Source organism: Faecalibacterium sp. AF10-46 (assembly GCF_003604105.1).
Classification (GTDB): domain Bacteria; phylum Bacillota; class Clostridia; order Oscillospirales; family Ruminococcaceae; genus Faecalibacterium; species Faecalibacterium taiwanense.
Window position 1 is genome coordinate 116858 of record NZ_QVGY01000002.1, and the last position, 25197, is coordinate 142054.

At 59.6% G+C, this 25197-nt stretch carries 25 protein-coding genes and 1 tRNA gene; 10 read left to right on the forward strand and 16 right to left on the reverse strand.

From position 1 onward, the window contains the following. Nucleotides 1-146 precede the first annotated feature (146 nt). Entirely contained in the window at nucleotides 147-1238 is a 1092-nt protein-coding gene (locus tag DWV57_RS03780; RefSeq protein WP_120020000.1) for a DUF3048 C-terminal domain-containing protein, read from the reverse strand. A gap of 12 nt (nucleotides 1239-1250) precedes the next feature. Beyond that, a complete protein-coding gene (locus DWV57_RS03785; RefSeq protein WP_120020001.1) occupies nucleotides 1251-2474 on the reverse strand; it encodes a DUF3048 domain-containing protein in 1224 nt (407 codons plus the stop codon). Nucleotides 2475-2826: 352 nt separating this feature from the next. Here DWV57_RS03785 and DWV57_RS03790 point away from each other — a divergent pair. Continuing rightward, nucleotides 2827-2902: transfer RNA gene (locus DWV57_RS03790), tRNA-Lys, on the forward strand. A 691-nt stretch (nucleotides 2903-3593) separates the two neighbouring features. Here DWV57_RS03790 and DWV57_RS03795 read toward each other — a convergent pair. The 6 genes from DWV57_RS03795 to DWV57_RS03820 all read right to left on the reverse strand — a co-directional run bounded on the left by DWV57_RS03795 (nucleotide 3594) and on the right by DWV57_RS03820 (nucleotide 10442). Beyond that, a complete protein-coding gene (locus DWV57_RS03795; RefSeq protein ID WP_120020002.1) occupies nucleotides 3594-4157 on the reverse strand; it encodes a glycerol-3-phosphate responsive antiterminator in 564 nt (187 codons plus the stop codon). A 227-nt stretch (nucleotides 4158-4384) separates the two neighbouring features. Then, nucleotides 4385-5878, reverse strand: coding sequence for a glycerol kinase GlpK (glpK, locus tag DWV57_RS03800; RefSeq protein ID WP_120020003.1), 1494 nt, complete (start codon nucleotides 5876-5878; stop codon nucleotides 4385-4387). 36 nt (nucleotides 5879-5914) lie between these two features. Continuing rightward, on the reverse strand, nucleotides 5915-6268 hold the full coding sequence (locus DWV57_RS03805; protein WP_005943592.1) for a DUF1667 domain-containing protein: 354 nt from the start codon (nucleotides 6266-6268) through the stop codon (nucleotides 5915-5917). Continuing rightward, on the reverse strand, nucleotides 6265-7524 hold the full coding sequence (locus tag DWV57_RS03810) for an FAD-dependent oxidoreductase (RefSeq protein ID WP_120020004.1): 1260 nt from the start codon (nucleotides 7522-7524) through the stop codon (nucleotides 6265-6267). Before DWV57_RS03810 ends, DWV57_RS03805 begins: the two co-directional genes overlap by 4 nt. After that, nucleotides 7517-8962 carry an NAD(P)/FAD-dependent oxidoreductase gene (locus DWV57_RS03815; RefSeq protein WP_120020005.1) on the reverse strand — a complete coding sequence of 482 codons (1446 nt, stop codon included), beginning with the start codon at nucleotides 8960-8962 and terminating at the stop codon, nucleotides 7517-7519. The genes DWV57_RS03810 and DWV57_RS03815 overlap by 8 nt, the downstream gene beginning before the upstream one ends. A gap of 178 nt (nucleotides 8963-9140) precedes the next feature. Further along, entirely contained in the window at nucleotides 9141-10442 is a 1302-nt protein-coding gene (locus DWV57_RS03820; protein WP_120020006.1) for an aminoacetone oxidase family FAD-binding enzyme, read from the reverse strand. 227 nt (nucleotides 10443-10669) lie between these two features. On the opposite strand from DWV57_RS03820, the gene DWV57_RS03825 reads away from it, so the two are divergent. The 5 genes from DWV57_RS03825 to dnaJ all read left to right on the forward strand — a co-directional run bounded on the left by DWV57_RS03825 (nucleotide 10670) and on the right by dnaJ (nucleotide 16367). Next, on the forward strand, nucleotides 10670-11212 hold the full coding sequence (locus DWV57_RS03825; RefSeq protein ID WP_120020007.1) for a stage V sporulation T C-terminal domain-containing protein: 543 nt from the start codon (nucleotides 10670-10672) through the stop codon (nucleotides 11210-11212). A gap of 187 nt (nucleotides 11213-11399) precedes the next feature. Beyond that, nucleotides 11400-12473, forward strand: a complete 1074-nt coding sequence (gene hrcA / locus DWV57_RS03830; RefSeq protein ID WP_120020008.1) for a heat-inducible transcriptional repressor HrcA — start codon at nucleotides 11400-11402, stop codon at nucleotides 12471-12473. Then, nucleotides 12470-13099, forward strand: a complete 630-nt coding sequence (locus DWV57_RS03835; protein ID WP_005943579.1) for a nucleotide exchange factor GrpE — start codon at nucleotides 12470-12472, stop codon at nucleotides 13097-13099. The genes hrcA and DWV57_RS03835 overlap by 4 nt, the downstream gene beginning before the upstream one ends. A gap of 101 nt (nucleotides 13100-13200) precedes the next feature. Further along, entirely contained in the window at nucleotides 13201-15030 is a 1830-nt protein-coding gene (gene dnaK, locus DWV57_RS03840) for a molecular chaperone DnaK (protein WP_005943578.1), read from the forward strand. 158 nt (nucleotides 15031-15188) lie between these two features. Next, on the forward strand, nucleotides 15189-16367 hold the full coding sequence (dnaJ, locus tag DWV57_RS03845; protein WP_120020009.1) for a molecular chaperone DnaJ: 1179 nt from the start codon (nucleotides 15189-15191) through the stop codon (nucleotides 16365-16367). A 91-nt stretch (nucleotides 16368-16458) separates the two neighbouring features. Here dnaJ and DWV57_RS03850 read toward each other — a convergent pair whose 3' ends face one another. From DWV57_RS03850 to DWV57_RS03885, 7 genes are all read right to left on the reverse strand, one after another. Next, nucleotides 16459-16788, reverse strand: coding sequence for a hypothetical protein (locus DWV57_RS03850; RefSeq protein WP_005943576.1), 330 nt, complete (start codon nucleotides 16786-16788; stop codon nucleotides 16459-16461). A gap of 93 nt (nucleotides 16789-16881) precedes the next feature. Beyond that, nucleotides 16882-17214: a hypothetical protein gene (locus DWV57_RS03855; RefSeq protein ID WP_097776930.1), complete on the reverse strand. Its 333-nt coding sequence runs from the start codon at nucleotides 17212-17214 to the stop codon at nucleotides 16882-16884. 314 nt (nucleotides 17215-17528) lie between these two features. After that, entirely contained in the window at nucleotides 17529-17852 is a 324-nt protein-coding gene (locus DWV57_RS03865; RefSeq protein ID WP_005943572.1) for a hypothetical protein, read from the reverse strand. A 259-nt stretch (nucleotides 17853-18111) separates the two neighbouring features. Beyond that, on the reverse strand, nucleotides 18112-19284 hold the full coding sequence (locus tag DWV57_RS03870) for a DHHW family protein (protein WP_120020010.1): 1173 nt from the start codon (nucleotides 19282-19284) through the stop codon (nucleotides 18112-18114). A 12-nt stretch (nucleotides 19285-19296) separates the two neighbouring features. After that, nucleotides 19297-20715 (reverse strand): MBOAT family O-acyltransferase, encoded by a 1419-nt coding sequence (locus DWV57_RS03875; RefSeq protein ID WP_120020011.1) that lies wholly within the window; start codon nucleotides 20713-20715, stop codon nucleotides 19297-19299. A gap of 69 nt (nucleotides 20716-20784) precedes the next feature. Further along, nucleotides 20785-21369, reverse strand: a complete 585-nt coding sequence (locus DWV57_RS03880; protein ID WP_165853655.1) for a DUF4358 domain-containing protein — start codon at nucleotides 21367-21369, stop codon at nucleotides 20785-20787. Nucleotides 21370-21499: 130 nt separating this feature from the next. Next, the gene (locus tag DWV57_RS03885) at nucleotides 21500-22330 is read right to left on the reverse strand and encodes a M15 family metallopeptidase (protein WP_120020013.1); all 831 of its coding nucleotides are present in this window, start codon (nucleotides 22328-22330) and stop codon (nucleotides 21500-21502) included. Nucleotides 22331-22406: 76 nt separating this feature from the next. Here DWV57_RS03885 and DWV57_RS03890 point away from each other — a divergent pair, with 76 nt between their 5' ends. From DWV57_RS03890 to DWV57_RS03905, 4 genes are all read left to right on the forward strand, one after another. Next, on the forward strand, nucleotides 22407-22868 hold the full coding sequence (locus tag DWV57_RS03890; RefSeq protein WP_097774624.1) for a SpoVA/SpoVAEb family sporulation membrane protein: 462 nt from the start codon (nucleotides 22407-22409) through the stop codon (nucleotides 22866-22868). A 98-nt stretch (nucleotides 22869-22966) separates the two neighbouring features. Beyond that, entirely contained in the window at nucleotides 22967-23983 is a 1017-nt protein-coding gene (locus tag DWV57_RS03895; protein ID WP_120020014.1) for a stage V sporulation protein AD, read from the forward strand. A 1-nt stretch (nucleotide 23984) separates the two neighbouring features. Further along, nucleotides 23985-24341, forward strand: coding sequence for a SpoVA/SpoVAEb family sporulation membrane protein (locus DWV57_RS03900; RefSeq protein WP_005943559.1), 357 nt, complete (start codon nucleotides 23985-23987; stop codon nucleotides 24339-24341). A 98-nt stretch (nucleotides 24342-24439) separates the two neighbouring features. Then, nucleotides 24440-24715 (forward strand): peptidoglycan synthetase, encoded by a 276-nt coding sequence (locus tag DWV57_RS03905; protein WP_118527663.1) that lies wholly within the window; start codon nucleotides 24440-24442, stop codon nucleotides 24713-24715. A gap of 71 nt (nucleotides 24716-24786) precedes the next feature. On the opposite strand, the gene rpsT is transcribed toward DWV57_RS03905, so the two are convergent. Further along, nucleotides 24787-25047 (reverse strand): 30S ribosomal protein S20, encoded by a 261-nt coding sequence (gene rpsT, locus DWV57_RS03910; protein WP_005943554.1) that lies wholly within the window; start codon nucleotides 25045-25047, stop codon nucleotides 24787-24789. Nucleotides 25048-25197: the final 150 nt, after the last annotated feature.

The following is a 25197-nucleotide window of genomic DNA, read 5'->3' on the forward strand; positions in this document are numbered from 1 at the left end:
CCAGAAGCTTTGCCGCAATGCCAAAGGCTCTCCCTTTGGGAGAGCTGCCGAACAATGTGAGGCTGAGAGGGCGAGGACGCTGACCTATAATAAAAAGACCATCTGAGATGCAGTTAAAAATGCCTCAGATGGTCTTTTTTGTTTTGTCAATTCAGCACATTCTGCCCGGCAGAATCCAATACCGTCAGCTCCTGCCCGGTCACGCTGGAGACCAGCGCAATGTAGCTGCGTCCGGTGCGGATGGTCAGCGGCCTGCCGTCGGCATCATAAAAGGCAAAGGTGGAGTCTGTGCCCTGCGTCCATGTGATGTGCCACAGCTGGCTGCCGTTCAGCCAGACACCGCCGCCAAGGGACAGGTCGTAGTCCAGCGTGGTGCCGTCGTCCCGCAGGCTGGAAGCGGAGTAAAGGACCAGCAGATTGTCGAATTGCGCCTGCGCGCCGGTGTTGGCATCCAGCTGGGCGGTGCCGTCTGCACGGAGCATCCCGTAGGTGCCGCTGGCCGCATCGTAGGCAAAGCCGGTGGTGCTTTGGGGCGCAAAGTTGATCTGCACCTGTTCGGCATCCCGGGAACCGGGCTCCGGCAGGCGGGGCTCTTTGGCCTGCGGCAGCAGGGCGGGCAGAGCGGAAATGGCAGAGCTGTCCTCGGCAGTGCTGGCCGAGGAGGAAGCGCTGCTGCCGTGGTCGCCCAATGCGCCGGAAAGGTTCAGGCTGCCCAGCACGGAAGCGACCTCCGCGCCGCTGGTATGCCACAGCGGCGCACCGCTCCAGACATCATCGCAGGAAAAGGCGTTGCGGCCCACTTCCAGCGCGTCCACGGCCCGCAGGTTATAATAATCCAGATAGTTGCGGGCAAACTGCCCTGCACCCCGCTGGATGGGCAGTACTTCCTGCCCGCTGAGCAGCCGCCAGTAAAGATCCTGCCCAAGGGTCACTGGGCCGACGGTTGGCATGGCCGATACCGAAGGATAAGCCAAGCACAGGCTGGTGGGCTGGCCGCTCTCGGTCAGGGCTTCCAGCACCACCGATGCGCTGCCAATGCCCCACTGTGTGGTGCTGGAAGCGGCGTTGTCGATCACCACGGCGGCGGTGCGTTCGCCGGGATACTGCAGCTCCTGCCCGGTCAGCGGGTCGGTGGGCGCTGCACTGTCCGGGGCAGTGGGGCCGGACAGCGCACACCCGCACAGCAGGACTGTGCACAGCACCGCCGTGCCAAGGGCCAGATTCCAGATGCGTTTCATGCGGTTCCCTCGTTACTGATAGCTGAAGTTGGACCACTCGTCGTCGTCCACGATGGCAAGATAGGTCTTGCCGCGGTTGAAAAGCATCTGCGCACCGGCCTTGTCGTAGACCAGCAGCGGATGCTCAGGCGAAGCCTTTTCCCAGCGGCCATGCTGTACAGCGCCGCGGCTGAAATAATAGGCATCGCCGCCGGAGATGTAGCTTACCTGCTGCACATCGCCGGAGTCGCCGGAATAGCGCTCGATGGGAGCAAAGCAGACCAGCAGGTTGTCAAAGCTCAGCTGCTTTGCGTTCAGCTCGTCCACGGTGTTTTCAAACTTGCCGGAGATGCGGCTGTACATCTGCATTTTATAGGTGCGGGCCTGTGGATCGTAGCGGAAGCTGGTCTTGTAGTGGTCCGAGTGGGTGATGCTGACCGTCTTGCCGGATGCTGCACCCTGCATGGCGTTCTCCTCGCCGGTGCGGTAGTCCGCAAAGCGGAAGAAGGTGGTGTCGTAATCGTATTTCAGGCCGATGCCCGCGTTGGAAGCGGCCTGCCGGATCTCCTTGCCGGAGGTGAACTCGGTGTGTTCATAGGCCACATCCCGGCCCCGGCTGTCGCGGTGAGCCACATGCGGATGGGTGGGAGTATTAAAGTAGCTCTTGCCGCCGATGTTCAGGCCGGAGTAGTTGTATACACCGATGAACTTGGTGCAGGCGGCGCTCTCACCATCGTGGTAGTACAGCGCCTGATAGGGCATCAGCAGCTGCAGGAACTGGTCGCGGCCAGAGCGCAGCGGGCCGATCTCCGGGATGGAGCCGGCATCGTGGAACACCGCGCAGAAGCGGGTGATGCCGCCCTCCACCTTGCACTCGATCAGCAGATCGGCAGAGGAAAGGCCGCGCTGCGGACGGGCGTTCTGACGAGAGGTGTTGGAGATGTTGTTCACCATCACGCCCACGATGCGGCCATTGCTGCGCTTGGCCTCACCGGTCAGCGGGTCGGCATCGTACGCCGGCAGTGCGGCAAGACTGGCAGCGGGCTGCTCGCCTGCTGCCAGCGAGGAAGCCGCCATGGCCTCCGAGGATGCAGCAGAAGAAGCTGCGCCGGAAGAACTGATGCCCAGTGTCTGCTGGAGCCAGCTGGAAAAATTGCTGCCCAGAATGGCACTGCCGGAAGCACTGCAGCTGGAAAGCGCCAGCGAAGCGGCAGCGGCACCGGTCAGGCGAAGAACAGTACGGCGAGTGATCTTCATAGGAAAAACCTCCTGCAAAAAACGTATCGGCGCGGCCCGGCAGAATGCCAAAGCCGGGAAAAAGTTTGCGGGTGCAGCGCGGCGGGGCGCACACTGCCGGGCAGTAAAACGCAGCGCACTGCAGACGGATTTGATTTGATTGTAACGATTCTTGCCGGGTTTGTAAAGAGGAAGTTATCGGGATGAAGCCCCTTCCGCTGCCGACACCGGAGCATCTTCGATCTGCTGCGCGGATGAAAAGCAGAAGCCCACACCGATGCAGGAGCTTTTTGCGCCTTTTTGCCCGGGAACCCTTGCAATTTTGCGCAAGTTGTGGTAATATTATTCGGCAGTATGTTCACTGCGGAAATATGCGCTCGTAGCTCAGCCGGTAGAGCATCTGACTTTTAATCAGAGGGCCAGGGATTCGAGTTCCCTCGAGCGCACCAAAAGGACGATAAATCGTTGAGATAAACGGTTTGTCGTCTTTTTTGTTTTATACGGGCTTTTGGGGCTTGTACCTATGATTTTTTCAAAAATTTCAGAGGTCAGAGGTACAAAAATGAAGAAGATTCAGAAGAATGCAGCCCGGTTTGATAATCTAAAGCAAGATTTTTTGGACGATAAGAAGTATTCTGGCACGGCAGAAGCCACGTTGAACGGCTATCGGTATGATATTACACGGTTTTTGAAGTTTCTGTCAGATGAACAGTCAGCCGTGAATCGATGCAAGTAGATAGAACGATTGATCGATTTGTGCTATACTTATCAATAAGAAATGGATTATCTTGCAGAGGTGCGTATCTGGATCAGGAAAAAGACTACTTATCTGGTTCGACAAAAGCAACCTATCAGAACAAAGCGTATCTGAGCAAAAACGATCCCAATTTACATAACACACCAAAAGATGCAATCGTTTTTGACGCAGCGGTCAATGCGGTGGTGGCCCCCTGTTTTGCCCGCGGAAAATACCGGCAGATTTTGAATGAAGCAAAGTATTATCAGGCAATTGAAAGCATCTACGATGACTTTACTGCGGCAGTAGAACGCTCTGCGGCGCAGGATACAGTTTATGTTCAACAAATAAAACACCAGGATACTATTATGCTTTTCGTACTTCAGCTGGGATCTTGTTCTGGCTCAGATATCCCACAGGGAGGGCGCAGAGGTGGAAACTGCGGCGGCACCTGCGCGCATGGCGGCCATGACGTCGGCTTTGTCCCGCAGCAGGCCGCCTGCAATGACAGGCACCTGTGTGCGGGCGCTGATCTCGACGATGACCCGGGGCATGATGCCGGGAAGGATCTCGACAAAATCCGGCTTGCCCTGCTCCAGCTGGCCGGACAGGCTGGTCAGCGAGAGGGAATCCAGGATGAATGCCCGCTGGACGGTCAGCAGGCCGCGGTGGCGCGCCCGGCGGATCAGGGTCGGGCGGGTGGAGATGATGCCGTCCGGGTGGCATAGGGCGTTGAGGGAGTCCACCGCGATCTCCCGCGACGAAAGGCCGTCCACAAGGTCGATGTGAACCACGGCCAGTTTTCCGGCATCATGTATGCGGTGCACAAGCCCGTCTACGGTGAGCAGGGTGCTCGCCAGCAGAAAAACGGCGCTGCAGGGCGAAGCCAGCGCAGCAGTCAGGGCTTCGTCCGTTTTCACGGCGGCGATCACCGGTTCGTCCAGCAGGGTTTCAGCAAGAGGATGCATTGGGTAAGACTCCTTTTTTATCAATTACTTGATTTATATTATTCTACAAAAAAGCCGCCATGTAAATAAGTTACACGGCGGCTGTAATGTAAAATCTAGGTTTTATCAGAATGTGGTTGCAATCAGCTCACCGCCGCCCAGAATGGTAGTGGTATTGGAACAGCTGACCATGACGATAAACAATTAAAAATATTTTGTGCGCGAACTATAAAGTCAGACGAAAATCATCAATGCTCTGCCCAGTCGCAGCTGCGGCCCACAGCCTTGTGCCAGCCGGCCAGCAGGCGGGTGCGCTCGGCCTCTTCCATCTGCGGGGCAAAGGTCATATTGCAGTGCCACAGGCTGCGGATCTCGTCCCGGTCCTTCCATACGCCGGTGGCAAGGCCCGCCAGATAGGCTGCGCCCAGAGCGGTCGTCTCCCGGATGGCCGGGCGCAGCACGGTCTTGTTCAGGATGTCGGCCTGGAACTGCATCAGGAACTGGTCGCGGGATGCACCGCCATCCACCTTCAGCGAGGTGATGGGCACGCCGGTGTCCTTTTCCATAGCAGCCACGAGGTCTGCGCTCTGGTAGGCAATGGACTCCTCTGCCGCGCGGATGATGTGGTTCTGGGTGGTGCCGCGGGTGATGCCAACAATGGCACCGCGGGCGTACATATCCCAGTACGGTGCACCCAGACCAGTAAAGGCCGGCACGATGTAAATGCCGCCGTTATCCGGCACCTTCTGGGCATAGTATTCCGCATCGCGGCTCTCCTGGATCATGCGCAGGCCGTCGCGCACCCACTGGATGACGGCACCGCCTACAAAGACGCTGCCCTCCAGCGCGTACTCCACCCTGCCGTTCAGGCTGATGGCGATGGTAGAGATCAGGCCGTTCCGGCTGCGGCAGATTGTGTCGCCGGTGTTCATCAGCAAAAAGCAGCCGGTGCCGTAGGTGTTCTTGGCCTCGCCCTTGCCAAAGCAGCTCTGCCCGAACAGCGCAGCCTGCTGGTCACCGGCAATGCCGGCCACCGGGATCTGCACACCGCACAGGTCGGTGGTGCCGTAGACCTCGCTGGAATCCGTCACGCGGGGCAGGATGCAGCGCGGGATATCCAGCGCCTTGAGCAGGGTGTCGTCCCAGTCCAGCGTGCGGATGTTATACAGCATGGTGCGGCTGGCGTTGGTGCGGTCGGTGACATGCACTCTGCCGCCGGTCAGCTTCCAGACCAGCCATGTGTCCACAGTGCCGAACAGGATCTCCCCTGCTTCGGCGCGCTCCCGCGCACCGGGCACATTGTCCAGGATCCACTTGATCTTCGTTGCGGAGAAATAGGCATCGGGCATCAGGCCGGTGTTCTCCCGGATGTAGTCTGCCATGCCGGGCTGCTGCAGCAGTTCATCCACCAGCGGAGCCGTGCGGCGGCACTGCCAGACGATGGCATTGTAGATGGGGCGGCCGGTGGCCTTTTCCCACAGGATGGTGGTCTCCCGCTGGTTGGTGATGCCAATGGCGGCGATATCGTGGACATCGACGCCGCTCTGGGCCACCACCTCGTTCATGACTCCATACTGGGTGGACCAGATCTCCATGGGGTTGTGCTCCACCCAGCCCTGCTGCGGATAGATCTGCTCAAACTCGCGCTGCTGCACCGCAATGATATTCTGCTCATTGTCGAACAGGATGGCACGGCTGCTGGTGGTTCCCTGATCCAGCGCCAGAACATATTTTGTACTCATGCTTTTGCTCCCTCCGTATCGTTTCAGGAGTGTGTATCACAGATTTCGCGTTGCCACAACGTCCACGCCGGTGCCGCACACATCTGCCAGCACCACCTGTCCGGTGCGGACGGGGGCGTGTAGGGTGACGCGATCCAGCGCAGCCATGACCTCGGTCATCTTCTCTTTGGGCACGGCCTGCGCAGTTTTTACCGGGCAGCGCGGGTACAGCCCACCCTCTACCCGCACGGTGCTGGTGAGGATGCGGGTGGGATGGGTCAGCTCTTCCCTGCCGTAGGCGGCACCGTTGGGGCAGGCGTTTCCAGTTACATTATAATCATTTTCCGGGTCTACCTGCAAGTGGCAGCCGCAGGGACAGCAGATGCAAATAACTTCTTTGATGCTGCTCATTCTGCAATAACCTCCTCTACCGCAACGGTCAGCGGGCCGTCTGCTTTTTCCAGCAGGACTTTGGGCAGTGCGATGTGCTCCATCTCGCCGGGAGCCATGCGCTGGCGCTTGAACCGGGCCAGCTGCCTGCCGCCGCAGGTCACGGTGATCTGGCTGGGGCCGTAGTTCTGCCGCACGCGGAAGGAAATGTTCACGCTCCTGTCCACATCAGCGGGGCGCACCCGCTGCGGCACGGTGTAGCCCACGCCATTGCCCGGAACAAGGTCAAGCACAACCGTATCGGCGGCTTCGCCCTTCAAAACATAGGCCGCCGCAGAAGCACCGGCAAGGTCGCTTTCGCCCGAAACGAAGTCCACCAGATCATGTACGTGCACCACATTGCCGCAGGCGAACACACCGGGGATGCCGGTCTCCATATTCTCGTAGACCACTGCGCCCTTGGTGTGAGGGTCCATGGGGATGCCCGCCTGCCGGGTCAGCTCATTTTCCGGGATCAGGCCGACGCTGAGCAGGATGGTGTCCACATCAAATTCCATCTCGGTGCCCGGGATGGGGCGGCGGTTTTCGTCCACCTTGGCAACGATGGCCTTTTCTACGCGGGCCTTGCCCTGAATATCCACGATGGTGTGGGACAGATACAGAGGGATGTCGAAGTCCTGCAGGCACTGCACGATGTTGCGGGTCAGGCCGCCGGAATACGGCATGACCTCCACGCAGGCCAGTACTTTGGCACCTTCCAGCGTCATGCGGCGGGCCATGATCAGGCCGATGTCGCCGCTGCCGAGGATGAGCACCCGCCTGCCTACCAGATAGCCCTCCATGTTGACATAGCGCTGGGCAGCACCGGCGGTGTAGATACCGGCAGGGCGGCTGCCCGGAATGCCAATGGCACCGCGGGTGCGTTCCCGGCACCCCATGCAGAGGATGATGCTTCTGGCTTCCAAAATCTGATAGCCCTTTTCCCGGCTGACGCAGTGGATCTTTTTGTCCGGGGTGACGTCCAGCACCATCGTGCCCAGCTCCACCCGGACACCAGTGGAGCGCAGCAGTTCAATGCAGCGGCCTGCGTATTCCGGGCCGGTGAGCTGCTCGCCAAAGCGGTGCAGGCCGAAGCCGTTGTGGATGCACTGGTTCAGGATGCCGCCCAGCTCGTTGTCGCGCTCTAAGATAAGGATATCGCGCAGACCATGCTGCCATGCGCTGTAAGCTGCGGCAAGGCCTGCAGGGCCGCCGCCGACGATGACCAGATCAATCATGGTGCTCTCCCTCCTGCTTGGTTTCGCACAGTAAGACGTTGGTGCCGGCCTTATCCTGCAGCACGTCCAGCGGACTGATGCCCAGCGTTTTGCTGATCAGTTCCAGCACGCGCGGCCCGCAAAAGCCGCCCTGACAGCGGCCCATACCGGCACCGCAGCGGCGCTTGACACCGTCAATGGTGGCGGCGGGAATCTCTTCGTGCAGAGCGTCCAGAATTTCGCCCTCGGTGATCGTCTCACAGCGGCAGATCACGCGGCCATAGGCGGGTTCCTTTGCAATGAGCCGGGCTTTTTCTTCGGGCGGAAGCTCCTTGAAGCGCACCCGGGTGCGGCCATCCCTGTAATCCGCCTTGGGGGCGGGCAGATCGCCGTGAGCTTCCAGAATTTTGACGGCTTCTCTGGCAACGGCCGGTGCACTGGAAAGGCCGGGCGATTTCATGCCCGCCAGATCGATGAAGCCGGGTGCGCCTTCCGCTTCGCCGATAACGAAGTCGCCCGTGTCCACATTGGCACGGACGCCCGCAAAGTTGCGGATGGACTCGCTGAAGCGGATGTTCGGCACGCTGCGGCGCGCGGCCGCGCTGACGAAGGCCAGCCCGGCGGCGGTGCAGGCGGTATCGTCCCCTTCCACGGGGTCGGCGTTCGGGCCGACGATCAGGTTGCCGTGGACGGTGGGGGCCACCAGAACGCCTTTGCCGTTTTCGTTGGGGCACTGGAAGATGACGTGGTGCACACGGCTGCCCTCGGATTTATCCAGCAGGTAGTATTCGCCCCGGGTGGGCTGGATGGTAAATTTGTGGGGTGCGGCCATATCGTGCACGGCCTGCGCCGAGATGCCTGCCGCATTGATGATATAGCGCGTTTCCACAATTCCGGAGGGGGTGGTCAGCGCCCAGCCGACGGCGGTTTTTTCGATGTGGGTCACAGGGCAGCTGCGGTGCAGCTCCACGCCGTTGCGCACAGCCACTTCTGCCATTGCCAGCGCAAACTCCCACGGGCTGACGATGGCGGCGCTGGGCGCATACAGCGCGCCAACGACAGTGGGGGCCAGATTCGGTTCCATGGCAAGCGTTTCCTCTGCGGAAAGCAGCCGGATGCCCGGCACGCCGTTGGCGATGCCGTTCTCATACAGTTTCTGCAGGTGGGGCAGCTCTTCCGGGCTGAGGGCCAGCACCAGACTGCCGCACTGCAGGTACGGCACATCCAGCCGGGCGCAGATCTCCTTGGCCAGTGCGGACCCCTCCACGTTGAGCCGCGCCATCCGGGTGCCCGGTTCGGGGTCGTAGCCAGCGTGCAGAATGGCACTGTTGGCCTTGGTGGTGCAGTCTGCCACGTCATTTTCAGCCTCGAAAATGGCGGTCTGCAGCGGGTAATGGGACAGCTCATAGGCGGCTGCCGCACCAATGACACCGCAGCCGATAATTGCTACATCCAGCATAAAAACCTCCTGATCGCTCCGTTTGCCGAATAAAAGAAAAAGAGCAGGACAAACAAAAGGGCCTTTCGACTCTCCCCTTGCTTGTTCTGCTCGATTCTCTGAACAAACTTTTATTGTCTTTATGATAATGCGATCTGCACAAGATGTCAAGCGTTTGTTGAAAATTTAAAGCTCATTTTTACCTGTGCGGCTTTTTTCTGCTCTTTGCGGGCGCGGAGGCTTTTGGCAGAGCACGGCCTGCTGCAGCATGGCCTGCAGCGCTGCGCCCGGCCACAAGGCCGGAGCCGAACGCCCAGTGCAGGTTAAAACCGCCGCAGCTGCCTGCGCAGTCCAGCGTTTCGCCCACAAAGTAAAGGCCCGGACAGCCCTTGAACTGGAAGTGCTGATCCACCTCCCGCAGGGCCAGCCCGCCGCCGGTGGTTTGGGCCTGCTTCCAGCTGCAGGGGGTCAGCCCTTCAAAGCGCCAGTGCTTGGCGGTGTGGGCCAGCTTCTGCCACTGTGCGGCGGTGAGCACGGCAGGCGCGTCGCTGTCCTGCAGCCCGGCGGCAGACCACACAGTGCGGCCCAGCTTCTGGTTCAGCAGGCCCAGCCAGAAGTCAGCGGCGCTGCCCCCTGCCGTCTGGGCGGCGTGGGCCGCAAACAGGCTGGCAAGTGCGGTTTCATCCACTGCCGGGAAGAGGTCCAGCTCCACAGCAGGAGCCTTGGGGCCGCGGCCCGGGGCCAGCAGGCCGGACAGCTGCATGATGCAGATGCCGGAAAGGCCGTAATCGGTGAACTGTACCTCGCCGTTCTCGCAGGCAAGCACACGGGCACCGTCCAGCAGGGATGCTGCTGCCTTGGCACGGATGCCAGCCAGCGCTTTACTGGGCTTTGCGCACTGCAGGGCGGTCAGGCAGGGGTACAGCGGCTCCACCCTGCCGCCGCACTGGGCGGCGAACCGGGTGCCAAAGCCGTCGGTGCCGAACTGCGGCCCTGCCTCGCCGCCCATGGCGCAGATGACGGCATCGGCGCGCAGGGTCTCGGTGCTGCCCTCTGCCGTCTCGAACTGCACGGCGTAGCCGCTGCGGCTCTGGCTCAGGGTGCGCACGGTGCAGCCGGTGCGCAGCTGCACATGGTGCTGCGCAAGGTGGTGCTCCAGCAGGGCCAGCACGTCCGCCGCCTGATTGGAGTACGGATACACCCGGCCCGCCTCGTCGGTGCGGGTATAAAGCCCCAGCGCACGGAACCAGCGCAGCGGGTCGGCGGTATTTACGGCATCCAGCAGCGGACGAAGTGCTGCCGGGTCGGCAGTGAAATACAGCTCCGGTGCAATGCCGGTGTTATCCAGATTGCAACGGCCATTGCCGGTGGCAAGCAGCTTTTTGCCCGGCTTCGGGTTGCGCTCCAGCACAATGACCTGTGCAGCGGGGGCACTTTGTGCCGCCGCCAGCGCGGCTGCAAGACCGGCGGCACCGCCGCCCAGAATGAGGATGTTCGGCATCCGGACACCTGCCTTTCTCAGTAGAATTTTAGGATCTGTCTTCATAAGCGGGGTGCTGTGCTTATGAAAACGGCTTTTTGTATCATTGTAGCAGAACCCTGCCGGAAACGCAACGAAGAGGCAGCTTTCCGTGCAGGTCTTTTTGCGCGGAGGCAGCAGGTATAAATGGCCCGGCCTGACAGATACTAGTGCTGCAGGCATTTTTAAGGAAACGGAGGAGCAAAAACATGAAAGCAACAGGAATCGTGCGCCGCATCGACGAGCTGGGCCGGGTGGTGATCCCCAAGGAGATCCGCCGCACCCAGCGCATCCGCCGCGGCGACCCGCTGGAGATCTTCACCACGGGCGACGGCGAGGTGATCTTTAAAAAGTATTCGCCCATTGGCGAGATGAACGCAGTAGCGGCCCAGTATACCGAGGTGCTCAGCAAAAGCTTTGCGCTGACCGCACTGGTGGCCGACCGTGACCGCATCCTTACGGTCAGCGGCTCCGGCCGACGGGAGCTGGCCGACCGCAGCATCAGCCAGCCGCTGGAAAAGCTGATAGACGGCCGCAGGCTGTACCAGAGCGAGGGCATTGCCGAAAAGTGCATCCTGCCCTGCGAGGGCTCGCCCCGAGCAGTGCTGTGCGCCGCACCCATCATTGCGGCGGGCGATGTGACCGGCGTGGTGGCCCTGCTGACCGAAGACCGCACGGCCACGCCGGATGCCGCCCAGCTCAAGGCCGTGAATGTGGCAGCGGCATTTCTGGCAAGGCAGATGGAAGAGTAAAGAACATGCCAGAGCGCTTTCCTTATAATAAGGAGGGCGCTTTCTTCGTTTATGACAGAATTATGAATCTTTTAAAACATTTTTCCAAGGGGCTTGACAGCACCGGAAAATTGGCTATAATGGTCTTAGCACTCAGGAACAAGGAGTGCTAAACAAACAAAGCAAACGCAAAAAGGAGGCAGGCGCTATGACGATGGATGCACGCAAGCAGCGAGTCTTGCAGGCGATCGTGGCGCTGTATGGTCTCGAAGGCGAGCCCGTTGGCAGCAGCGTGCTGGCAAACTACTTTGACATGGCAGTTTCCAGCGCAACGCTTCGCAATGAGATGGCGGCGCTGACAAAGCTGGGCCTGCTGGAGCAGCCCCACACCAGCGCGGGCCGTGTGCCCAGTGCCAAGGGCTACCGTTACTACCTTGATAATCTGCTTGCCGACGATCAGCCGCTGGACCGTGTGACCCGCGCCCGTGTGGATGCGGTGTTCGCAAGCCTCGACCATGAGCCGGAAAAGCTGGCCGCAGGTGCCGCCAGGGCGCTGGCCGCCATCAGCGGCTGCACCGCAGCCGTCAGCACCCCATGTGCCGAAGACCTGTGCATCGCCCACTATGAAGTGGTTCAGGTGGGCCGCAGCGCAGCGGCTGTGCTGGCCGTTACCACGGCCGGTTACGTCCGTACCCGTGTGGCACGGGTGCGCGCCGGTCTTTCCCGCGAGAATGCGGCAGCACTTGCCGCACTGCTGAACCGCAACCTTACCTTTGTAGCGCCGGTGGATCTTTCCACCCGGCTGCTGGCAGAGCTGTGCAGCCAGATCGACCCGGAGCTGGTGCCCGTCATCAGCGCGGCGGCTGCCATCCTGCAGGATTCCGTCAAGCCCCACGTATTTCTGGGCGGCGAGCAGTACCTGCTGGACTGGCCCCAGCTGGACGGCAAGGTGGGCGACATCCTCACACTGCTGAACGACGAGGAGCAGGCCGCTGGCCTGATCGCACCTCCGGCAGAACGCAGTGAGAGCGTGCTGCTGGGCGAGGATCTGGAACCGCAGATCCCGGGCCTGTGCATCGTGAGCGATCGGTATCTGGTGGGCGGAGGCCTGTGGGGCTCCATTGCATTGATCGGCCCCACCCGGATGCCCTTCCAGAAACTGATGCCGCTGCTGCATTACTTTGCAGACCAGCTGGGCGAGGGCATGAGCGGCAAACGAAAAGACACCCCGCAGGCTGCCGTACCGCGGCGGACTGTGATCTATAAGGAGGATCTGGAATGAGCGAAGAAGCAAAAAAGACGGCTCCGGCTCAGGAAGCGGAGCAGCCCGAAACGGCTCCCGAGGAAAAGGCCCAGCAGGCAGCACCCGAACAGGAACCTGCTGCTGAAGCTGCCGACCCGAAGGATGACAAGAAGAAGGATGGCGGCTGGTTCAACAAGAAGGCCCGCGAGCTGGAAGCCGTAAAGGCAAAGCTGGATGCTGCCGAAGCCAACGCCGCACAGGCCAAAGACCAGCTGCTGCGCATGGCAGCGGAGTACGAGAACTACCGCAAGCGCTCCACCCGCGAAGCCGACCAGAAGTTCAACGATGGCATTTCCTTTGCGGTGAACCAGATCATTCCCATTCTGGACACGCTGGAGATGGCGGCCAACGCCCCCACCACCGACGAGAACTACAAAAAGGGCGTGACCATGACGCTGGACAAGGCCGCCAAGGCGCTGGATGCCCTCCATGTGGAGGAGATCGAAGCGCTGGGCAAGCCCTTTGACCCCAACTTCATGAACGCAGTGCAGCAGATCCCCGCCCCGGATGGACAGGAGAGCGGCACCGTGATCACCGTCTACCAGAAGGGCTACAAGCTGGGCGATAAGATCGTCCGCCATGCGACCGTTGTAGTGGCCGAATAACAAAGCAGAAACCCGAAAGGGTTTTGAATATAACATCCGCTTACAAACATTTGAGCATCACATAAACAATAAGATTTGTTCTTTCGAGAGGAGTTTTCATTATGAGTAAGATCATTGGCATCGACCTTGGTACTACCAACAGCTGCGTGGCTGTCATGGAGGGCGGCGAGCCCGTTGTTATCGCAAACTCTGAGGGTGCACGCACCACCCCGTCTGTGGTGGGCTTCACCAAGACCGGCGACCGTCTGGTGGGTCAGGTGGCAAAGCGTCAGGCCATCACCAACCCTGAGAACACCGTTGCTTCCATCAAGCGCTTCATGGGCACCGACCACAAGGTGACCCTGAACGGCAAGGAGTACACTCCCCAGCAGGTCAGCGCTATGATCCTGCAGAAGCTGAAGGCTGATGCCGAGGCTTATCTGGGCGAGCCTGTTACCGAGGCTGTCATTACCGTTCCTGCATACTTCAACGACAGCCAGCGTCAGGCTACCAAGGACGCAGGCACCATTGCAGGCCTGAACGTCAAGCGTATCATCAACGAGCCTACTGCCGCTTCTCTGGCATACGGCATCGATAAGGAAGAAGACCAGAAGATCATGGTCTACGATCTGGGCGGCGGCACCTTCGATGTCTCTATCATCGAGATGGGCGACGGCGTTACCGAAGTTCTGGCCACCAACGGTGATACCCATCTGGGCGGCGATGACTTCGATGAGCGCATCATCAACTGGATGGCAGATGCCTTCCAGACCGAGAACGGCATCGACCTGCGCAAGGACAAGATGGCTGCGCAGCGTCTGAAGGAAGCTGCCGAGAAGGCAAAGATCGAGCTGTCCAGCGCAATGAGCAGCCAGATCAACCTGCCCTTCATCACTGCCGATGCTACCGGCCCCAAGCACTTGGATATGACCCTGACCCGCGCAAAGTTCAACGAGCTGACCGCTGATCTGGTCGATCGCACCATGGGCCCCGTCCGCAAGGCTCTGCAGGATGCAGGTCTGCGTCCCTCTGACCTGAAGAAGGTCCTGATGGTCGGCGGTTCCACCCGTATCCCCGCTGTCTACGATGCAGTCAAGAAGGAACTGAACTGCGAGCCCTTCAAGGGCATCAACCCCGATGAGTGCGTGGCTGTGGGCGCTGCTATTCAGGGCGGCGTGCTGCAGGGCGATGTCAAGGGCCTGCTGCTGCTGGATGTCACCCCGCTGAGCCTGGGCATTGAAACTCTGGGCGGCGTGTGCACCAAGATCATCGACCGCAATACCACCATCCCCACCCACAAGAGTCAGGTGTTCTCCACCGCTGCAGACAACCAGCCCTCTGTTGAGGTCAACGTTCTGCAGGGCGAGCGTGAGTTCGCACGCGACAACAAGAGCCTGGGTGTCTTCCATCTGGACGGCATCGCTCCGGCTCCCCGTGGTGTGCCTCAGATCGAAGTTACCTTCGATATCGATGCAAACGGCATCGTGAAGGTCAGCGCAAAGGATCTGGGCACCGGCAAGGAGCAGAACATCACCATTACCGCTTCCACCAACATGTCCAAGGAGGACATCGACAAGGCTGTGAAGGAAGCTGAGCAGTTTGCTGCCGACGATAAGAAGAAGCGTGAAGAGGTCGATATCCGCAACGGTGCCGACCAGATGGTGTTCCAGACCGAGAAGATGCTGAAGGAGAACGGCGACAAGCTGCCCGCCGACGTGAAGAGCGAGGCCGAGAGCAAGCTGGCCGACCTGAAGACCGCTGTTCAGTCCGGCAACGTGGACGACATCAAGGCAAAGCAGGAAGCTCTGAGCCAGGTGTTCGAGAAGATGTATCAGGCAGCCGCTGCCGCACAGCAGGCCGCCGGTGCACAGCCCGGCCCCGATGCAGGTGCAAACAACCAGCAGAAGCCGGGTGATGACGGCGTTGTGGATGCCGACTTCAAGGAAGTCTGATAAAAAACACAGCAGTGTGTGCCCGGCCAAACCGGCGGACGCACGCGTGGAATAGCAAAAGCCGCTCCGGTTTTGCCGGAGCGGCTCTTGCTGGTTATAGAGCGAGGAACCAACCGGGGCGTTTCCCGGATCAAACGTTCCCGGAGAGGTGAGTGGATATGGCACAGGAAAAGCGTGATTACTACGAAGTGCTGGGGGTATCCAAGACTGCGACCGATGCCGAGATCAAAAAGGCATACCGCAAACTTGCAATGAAATACCACCCGGACTATAACCCCGGCGATAAGGACGCCGAGGAAAAGTTCAAGGAAGTAAACGAAGCAAACGAGGTGCTTTCGGACCCGAAAAAGCGCCAGCTGTACGACCAGTACGGTTTTGCAGGCGTTGACCCTGCCTATGCAGCACAGAACGGCGGCGGCCCCGGTGCGGGCGGCTTTGGCGGTTTTGGCGGCGACGGCGTGGATCTGGGCGACATCTTCGGCGATATCTTTGGCGGCGGCTTCGGCGGCTTTGGCGGTTCGTCCCGTCGGGCCAATCCCAACGCCCCACGCAAGGGTCAGGACATTCGCGTGCGCATCACTCTGAGCTTTGACGAGGCCGTGCATGGCTGCAAGAAGAACATCACCATCACCCGCCAGCAGGAGTGCACCGAGTGCCACGGCAGCGGCTGTGCCGCCGGTTCCAGCCCCGAGACCTGCCCGGACTGCGGCGGCCGCGGCTTCGTGATCCGTCAGCAGCGCACCCCCTTTGGCGTGATGCAGACCCAGCAGCCCTGCTCCCGCTGTGGCGGCAAGGGCAGGCTGGTCAAGAATCCCTGCAAGGTCTGCCATGGCAGCGGCAAGGTGGCTGCTAAAAAGACGCTGGAGGTGTCCATCCCCATGGGCATCGACGACGACCAGAGCTTTGCACTGCGCGGCATGGGCGATGCCGGTGCAAACGGCGGTCCTGCCGGTGATGTGATCGTCATGGTCACCGTGCGCCCCAGCGAGGTGTTCCAGCGCGACGGCTACGATGTGTGGGTCACCGTGCCCATCACCTTCAGTCAGGCTGTGCTGGGCGACACCGTGCAGGTGCCCTCCATTGACGGCAAGGTGGAGTACACCGTGCCCGAGGGCACCCAGAGCGGCACCACCTTCCGCCTGCGCGGCAAGGGCATCCAGTACCTGAATGGCCGCGGCCGCGGTGATATGTACGTCAAGTGCGAGGTGGAGATCCCCAAGAAGCTGAACAAGACCCAGCGGGAGGCCCTGAAGAAGTTCGAAGGCACCCTGAAAGAAGAAAACTACGAAAAGCGCAAGGGCTTCTTCAAAAAGCTGAAGGACATGTTCAACAGCTGAGACGGAAAACCGCATAACATAAAAAGCGGCGGCACTTCCCAAACGGGAGGTGCCGCCGCTTTTGTTTTTTTTTCAGAACAGAGACCGGGACTTAGTTGCCGAAGATCAGCAGGGCGTTGGGCACCAGGCCGATGATGGTTGCGCAGGAACCAATGAACCAGAAGCTGCAGCCGATGTCATGGATGGTGTTCGTGGGGCTTTTTTCAGCATGGGCAACCAGAGCGTTCATGCCGTTTTCCACCCAGTTGGAGTTGATATTTGCCTTGCGGTAATCGTGGATGGCAGAAACAGCCTTGTACCAGCCGTACAGCGGGAACCATGCCATGGCGGCTTCCACAACACCTACGCCGCCCTCGGTGTAGGTCATTTCTTCGCAGGACAAAACATTGTATGCAGCAGGATAAGTAATGGCGTTCGTCATAAAGCAAAACTCCTTTTTTAGGTTTGATAAAAAAAGCGGCGGCTCTTCCGCTGAAGAGCCGCCGCAAAAAGCCCTTTGGTGTACTCCTGAAAATTAGAAGTAGATGTTGCCCAGAGAAATAACAGCATACAGACCCAGACTGCCGATGGTAAAGACTGCGTTGTTGACAATGATACCAGCGTAGTAGAAGCCGTTGGTCACGTTGCCCTTGCACTCGGCCAACATGTTGTTCCATGCATTGGACAGCCAGTTGTCGCGGTCCTTGGCAACTTCCTCACGGCACTTGCCAATGCCGATCTGGGTAGCATAGCCGGGCCAGAACCAAGCTGCCAGTGCCTGACCGACAGTAGCACCGCCTTCGGTGTAGGTCATTTCTTCATTAGACAGGACATTGTAAGAAGCAGGCATCATCATTTTGTTTTCCATAATAACACTCCTTTGAATCAAAGCTATCCAGACAGTGCAAGATCGCACTGTTTAAAACCCAAAAATAAACCGGGATATGCGCTTGGAGATCGTTCTCATAAAGCAGGGTGCGCCGCCGCATGACGCGAGTAGTTGCTTGCAGGAAAAGGAAAGCAGTGCTGTTCTCTGCAGGCAAAAGGCCGTTCAGACGGTATACAGTGCTCAGGCAGCCGATTTCTTATTTCTGCTTGATGAAAAGCCCGCGGCCCTCTCTGGCGGAAAAGGCCGCGGGTAAAGGGGTCTTTGGTCTCTCCGGACGGATCTTATGAGCAGGGTCAGAGCAGGACGATGGCAGCATTGACCAGAAAACCAACGCCGGTAGCGCTGGTCGCGGTGACCCAGACGATGCGTCCCAGATCACGCAGCATGTTCTGCGCACTGGAATCCATATCGCGGCTCAGAGCATCCAGACCGGTATCCAGCCAGTCGTTGGGGTGGCTCTTGCGGTAGTTGCGCATGGCGGTAACACCCATGTACCAGCCAATGGGCGGAATCCAGTTCAGCAGAGCTTCCGTAAAGGTAGCACCGCCCTCGGTGTAGGTCATCTCTTCGCAGGAAAGAACGTTGTAGGAAGCAGGCATCATGATCTTGTTTTCCATAATAACACTCCTTTGAATCAAAGATCGTATCAGCACATTCTATGCACTGTTCACACCAGATCGAACCATCGGTGAAGAGCAACTGCTCTATATCGCCATTGTACAACACCCGTTGCATTTTTTCAAGGGGTGAATGGGCAGAGTGCGCAAAAACTGGAGAGACTTCCGAAAAGAACTGGAAAAATTTGTGAAAAAAGACTGCAATAATTTGACATAAAACAACAGCGCCCTTTCCTTTGCGGAAAAGGCGCTGCCATGTTTACCCGGCCACACCGGCACGGTAGAGGTACGGGTCGCTCTTGAAGCTGTCAAAACTGTAGAGCACCAGGATCTGGTCATAATCGTTATCCGCGATCAGCTGATCCAGACCGTAGTTGTAGTTGCGGAAGTCCACCACATCGATCTGGGCGTAGTTTGCCGTCAGATACGGTGCAAAGCAGTTGGCGTAGCTGTCTTTGATGACCAGAATGCGCCCGGTGCCGTCGCCCTCAATGCGGCTCAGGCCGTTGTTGCCATGCAGGAACATGGCGTACTTATCGTACACGTTCAGCTTGTCCGTGTCGTACAGGCCGGTGGTCTGGCCGTCTGCGGGCTGGCCTGCAGCGGTGACATTATAGATGGTCAGGCTGTTCGGCAGGTCGTAGTAGGTGATAGTATCCGGCACGGCATTCCATGTGCGTGCCTTGGAGTAGTGGGTGCCGTAGAAATTTTCGGCGGTCAGAGCCGTGTGCGCGGCGGGGTCGAAGGGGGTCAGGCTCAGCGTACCGCACAGCTGCTGGTAGGCGTAGTATGCGCCAAGGCTCGTCCAGTGATGGTCGGTGCGGTAGTAGATATATTCGTCTTTGTGTTCGGCAAGGGTCTGCCGCACATCCACAAAGCGCCCTCCGGCGGCCTGTACGGCGGCGGAAAGCTGGTCGAGATAGGCATCCTCATCCAGCAGCGGCGCGTTTGCAGGCACGTTTTCCGGGTAAATGACTGCTGCTGCCGGGGCCAGCAGTACATCCACCTTACCCGGGTGGCGCTGGCACAGTGCCTCCACAGCGGCGGTGTTCTTGGGCAGGGTGCGGTTCTCGCTGTCCAGCAGGCTGAAGGTGCGGGGGAACATCATGTGCTCTTTGCCCAGCAGGATGCCGCCGTTCTGCTCCTTCTGCAGCAGGGTGGTCTCCACTACGCTCTGCAGGCTGATCCACTCATCGCGGCCGAACACCTGATCCTTCACGTACTTTGTGTAGGCGGTAAAGTAGCTGTTCAGCCCCTTGGCGGAAAGCTGGGTCAGCGCCGGGCGCTGGGAAAGGGTGGTGTTTTCCATCTCGCTGTAGGCGCGGTCCGGTGTAATAAGGTCCAGTGCGAACAGACCAAGAAAGAACAGGCTGAACACCACCAGCACCGGGTAGTGCAGGAGCGAGGAAGATTTTTTGGAATGCTTGTCCATCTTCACGCCTCCTTAAAAGTTGAAATAGAGGAACGGGCTGTTGGTGCTGCCCACCACATAGGCGGTGGAGACCACCAGCAGCGCCAGAATGGCGGCACAGCGGGTGACGGCATTCTTTTTGAGCAGGTTCCAAATCTTCTCAATGAACGGGGTGCAGCAGAGGATGCTGACCACCAGCAGCACACCGTAGTTGCGCAGGAAGTACAGCGGCGAAACACCGCCGGAAGGAACGAACAGCTTGTGGAACAGCAGACCGAAGCTTACGCCCGTATCGTTGCCCACGAACATGGCCCAGCCCACCACCACGAGGAACAGGGTGTAGATGTGGGGCCACACTCTGCCCTTTTGCAGGTGGGGCAGCAGGAACAGCTTTTCTACAGCCAGCAGCACAAAGTAGTACAGGCCCCAGCAGATAAAGTTCCAGTTCGCGCCGTGCCAGATGCCGGTGAGCAGCTCCACCACGAACAGGTTGAAGATCTGGCGCTTCAGGCCCTTGCGGTTGCCGCCGAGAGGGATATACACATACTCCCGGAACCAGCCGGAAAGGGTCATGTGCCAGCGCCGCCAGAACTCGGTGATGGATGCGGAGATATAAGGGTAGTTGAAGTTTGCGGGGAAGTCGAAGCCCAGCATCTTGCCCATGCCAATGCCCATCATGGAGTAGCCGGAAAAGTCAAAGTAGAGCTGCAGGCTGTAAGCGATGATGCCCAGCCACACCAGCGGGGTGGATGCATTGGCAAGGCCCACAAAGGTGGTGGAAGGGCTGTCCGCAACGCCGATGATGTCTGTCCACAAAGCACCGATGGCATCCGCCAGCAGCACCTTTTTGGCAAGGCCAAAGGTGAACAGGGTCATGCCCTCTTCGATCTGCTGCAGGCTGTAGCGGTGCCGATATACGTGCAGCTGGTTCGAGACATCGCGGTATTTCACGATGGGGCCGGCGATCAGCTGAGGGAACATGACCACATAGGCACCAAAGTCGATGATATTACGTTCTGCCTTTACATCCCGGCGGTAAACATCGATGGAGTAGGAAAGGGTCTGGAAGGTGTAAAAGCTGATGCCCAGCGGCAGAGTGCCAATGCCCTGGATCTCGGCAAAGGCGGTGCCCAGCAGGGCGTTTGCGCTGCGCAGCACAAAGTTTGCGTATTTGAAGTAGAACAGCATCCCAAGGCTGCCAATGAGGGCTATCAGCAGAAATGTCCTGCGCAGGGCCGGCTTTTGGTCGAAGTGCTCGATGCACAGGCCGCTGATGTAGTTGATGAGGATGAGGGCCACCATGACCGGGAAAAACCGTACCTCGCCCCAGCAGTAGAACACCAGACTGCAGAGGAACAGAACGGTGTTCTTGAGCTTTGCGGGCGCAAGGTAATACAGCGCCAGCGTGATGGGCAGAAACCGGAACAGAAAGATGATGGTGCTGAAAACCAAAGCGTCAGCCTCCTTTTAGCCGAAAAAAGCCGATGCCGCAAATGGCACCGGCCTTGGGTGGATCCAGATTCAGTCTGCCAGTGCGCTGTCCACGGCGCTGTCCAGATCGGCAGTGCACTCGTTGGATGCGATCACCATGACAACGGTGTTGCCCTTGAAGGCGATAACAGCGTTCTCCACGTTATCCTGCGCCTGAGCAAACTCGGCGTAGTTGCCGTAGAAGGCCACCTGATCCTGCTGGTAGGAAGCCAGCTGGTTGGCTACGTCCTCGGCCTTGCCGTCGGCAGCTTCGAGCGCCAGCACCAGACCGGCATCGCCGTTGTCGTTGCTCTTCACGCCCTTGTAGCTCACCACGTCCTCAGCCTTCAGGCCGAAATCGTACTCAATGTTCATGGCTGCGATCTCGAACTGGTTGGAGATGGGGTCGGCTTCCAGCAGAGCATTGAAAACACCGTCCAGTGCATCAGAGCCGTTCTCGGAAGCATTGTCCACAACAGCGGATGCGGCGGCGCTGGAAGCGGGAGATTCCGCAGCAGCGGTGGAAACGGAGGAGGGAGCGGCCGAAGAGCTGGCGGAACCGCCGCAGCCGGTAAGAGCGACAGCAGCCAGCGCGCCGGTGAGAGCAATTGTAAAGAATTTTGTGCGATTTATCATAAAATATTCCCTCTTTTGTTCAAAACATTCTTGCAGCTGCCCAAAGCGGTCCTGCATCAGGGCAGACTATTGTTATCTTACCATAACTGTGTGCAAAATGCAACGAAAAGCCCCTCGGTTTTACGGATTTTTAACCGGTGATCTTCTCCCCTGCAGCAAGCTTCTGCAGCACGGCAACGGCATCCTCAAAGCACAGGCCGCTCTGCTGGATCAGGGCCGCATTTTCCGGCCCCACATAGCGCCAGTGCCACGGCTCGTAGGTGATCTCGGTAACGGCTTCTGCGTTTTTGGGGTACCGCAGGATGAAGCCGTATTCCACGGCATGGGCGCTCAGCCAGCGGAAGGCCTCGGTGTTTTCAAAGCCCTCGGTCAGGTCGGTGTGCTCCGGGCTGTTCAGGTCGGCAGCAAGGCCGCAGTTGTGCTCCGAGTAGCCCGGCGGGTTCACGATATTTGCCGCCTGCTTTTTCGCTTCGGCTTCGCTCAGGCCCTTATTGCGGAAATACTGGGTCTTTTGGTCGTAGAGGTTCTTCTGGTAGTCCACGCTGCGGTAGCCGCTCTGCATCCAGATGGTCACGCCGTCCTTTGCGGCGGCGGCCTGCATGGCGAGGAACGCATCGGCGGCTTCGGTCTGCAGGGTCTTGTTCACAGCGGTGGCCGAGCCGCACGCCTTGGTGGTAAAGGTATGATCGTCCGGCATTTTGTTCGTGTGGTTCACCAGCACCATGCGGGGATCATCCAGAATGGCCTGCGCTTGCCGGGCGGTCAGCAGACTGCTTTCTGCCTCTGATGCTGCCGAGGCGCTGGACGTGGAAGTTGCCGAGGCGGCAGGCACAGCGGAACGGCTGTGCAGCACGAACGAGGCCCCGCCCACGGCAATGCAGGCCACGACGGTAACGGTGAGCACGCGCCGCACGGCGGGCCGCAGATGGCGGCGGTGATGAGGATGGACAGACGGGTTCATCTGGAATACCTTCTTTCCGGTGGATGTGCATAGAGTTTGCTTCCTATGGGCAAGCTATGCCCGGAGGGGAAACAATATGAAAATGACAGCACAGGAATATGCGCGCCGGGTGCGGCGCATCGGGCCGCACTCGCCCTTGGGTCTGGACTGCCTGTGGGCTTTTGGCGTGGGCGGCGGCATCTGCCTGCTGGGCGAAGTGCTGCGCCAGAGCTATCTTGCCATGGGCGTGGAAGCCGACCTTGCCGGCACCCTGACCAGCTGCAGCCTGATCGTGCTCTCAGCGGTGCTTACCACGCTGGGCTGGTACCAGAAGCTGGCCGCAAAGGCCGGGGCCGGGTCGCTGGTGCCCATCACAGGCTTTGCCAATGCGGTGGTCAGCGCGGCCATCGAGTTCAAGGCCGAGGGCCGGGTGCTGGGTACCGGGGCCAAGATGTTTACCATTGCCGGGCCGGTGATCGTGTACGGCACGCTGGCGGCGGTGGTGTACGGCGCGGTGCTGTGGGTGCTGGGCATGGCGGGTGTGCCTGTGCTGTCATAAACACGGGCAAGTGTGCCGTAAGATTGCAGCATGATGTTATTGTACAACATTTTATGGAACGTTTTCCATCTATTTTCCACGAAGGAGAAATTTTGCCTATGACGGTCCGGTGCGGGGATACCCTGCTGTTCCAGACACTGCCGGTGATCGCTGCGGGTGCAGCGGTGGGCGGCAAAAAAGAGAGCGAAGGCCCGCTGGCGGCAGAGTTCGACGAGCTGAGCGCAGACAACCGCTTTGGCCAGTCCAGCTGGGAAGCTGCGGAAAAATACCTGCAGCTGCGCGCCGCGCGGCTGTGCCTGCAAAAGGCGGCGCTTCCGCAGGAAAAGGTGCAGCTGGCCCTTGCCGGGGATCTGCAGGCCCAGTGCACGGCATCCAGCTATGCCATGCGGGAGCTGGGCGTGCCCTTTGCCGGGCTGTTCGGGGCCTGCAGCACCATGGCTGAGGGCCTTGCGCTGGGCGCTGCTCTGTGCGAGGGCGGTGCTGCGCGCAATCTGCTGGCCATGGCTTCCAGCCACTTCTGCGCGGCAGAGCGGCAGTTCCGCACGCCGCTGAGCTACGGCGCGGTGCGCACGCCCACGGCCCAGTGGACTGCCACCGCTGCCGGATGCTGCCTTTTGCAGCCGCAGGGCGAAGGCATTGGCATTGCCGCTGCCACCTTTGGCCGTGTGCAGGATTATCAGGTAAAGGACATCAACAATATGGGGGCTGCCATGGCCCCGGCAGCAGCTTCCACCCTGCTGCACTATTTTAAGGATACCGGCACCGAACCGCAGGAGTTCGACTGCATCTATACCGGCGACCTTGGGCAGGTGGGCAGTCAGCTGCTGCGGGAGCTGCTGGCCGCAGAAGGCTTGCTGATCAAAAACCATGTAGACTGCGGGTGCATCCTGTTCGACGCAAACGAGCAGAGCGTAAAGAGCGGCGGCTCCGGCCCGGGCTGCTGCGCGGCGGTGCTGTGCGGGCACATCCTGCCGCGCCTGCGCCGGGGCAGCCAGAAGCGGGTACTGTTCACAGCCACCGGGGCCCTGATGAGCCAGACCACCTTTTTGCAGAAGGAGACCATCCCGGCGGTGGCGCATCTGGTGGAGCTGCGTGCGCCGGAAAAGGAGAAGTAAGATGAACTATTTCTGGGCTTTCTGTGTGGGCGGGGCCATCTGCGTGGCGGGACAGCTGCTCATCGACCTGACCGGCCTGACCCCGGCCCGCATCCTGACCGGATATGTGGTGGCGGGCGTGGTGCTTTCGGCCATTGGGTGGTATGCCCCGCTGGCCGAGTTTGCCGGGTGCGGGGCCACGGTTCCCCTGCTGGGCTTCGGCCATCTGCTGGCAAAGGGCGTGCGCACTGCGCTGCAGGAAGAAGGTGCTGTGGGCATCCTCACCGGCGGGCTGACCGCCGCTGCGGCCGGTGTTACCACCAGCCTTGTGTGCGGCGTGGTGTGCAGCTGGGTGGGCAAAAGTCACGACCAGAACTGAAGAAGAAATACACAAGAACATTGCTGCTTTGTCCGCCACCCTTCGCCCTGTTTTTCCACCGCACTGCGGTAAACTGTGCAAAACAGGAGGTGATGCGGATGAAGCACCGCTGGACGACCCTTTTGTGGGAGCTTTGGGCTGCACAGGCCTTGTGCGCGGTGGCAGCCCTGCCGCCGGGCAGTGCGTTCCATACATGCCCGGCACTGGCGCTGCCGGGGCTGGCCCTTGCAGCGGCGGTGCCCACGGCATGGGCTGCGTGGGCGCTGCTGGCCGAGCCGCCCGACGGCCTGCCGCCGGAGCAGCTTCTGGAGCAGGCACCGGGGTTCGATTTTGCCACCCTGTGCGATTTTGAGCGGCCTGCTGCCGTGCCCTGAAAAGCGGGCAAAACAAAAACCCCTGTGCCGGGAACCCGGTACAGAGGTTTTGTTCGTCAATCAGAAAGCGATCAAGCGTTCTTGTTAGCACGCTTTGCCATACGGCTGATCTTGCGGCTGGCGGTGTTCTTTTTGATGACACCCTTAGCGCGAGCCTTGTCGATCGCGGAAACAGCAGCCAGGACGGTTGCGTCCTTGTCAGCGGCATTCGCATCGATGGCAGCGTCTGCCTTCTTGACGACTGTTTTCAGGTTGGTCTTAATGGCCTTGTTGTGAGCCTGCTCTGCAGCAGCCTGCACGACGCGGTCCTTCTGAGATTTGATGTTAGGCATTCGTTCCACCTCCTTGGCTACCTATAACAGCGCACCCTATGATACCATATTTCGCGTACCAGCGCAAGCGTTTTTTTGATTTTTGTTTAGAAAAGTTTTATTTTTGCCATACTTTCTGCGTGCAGAGGGGGCATTTGGCCCCAAAACAGG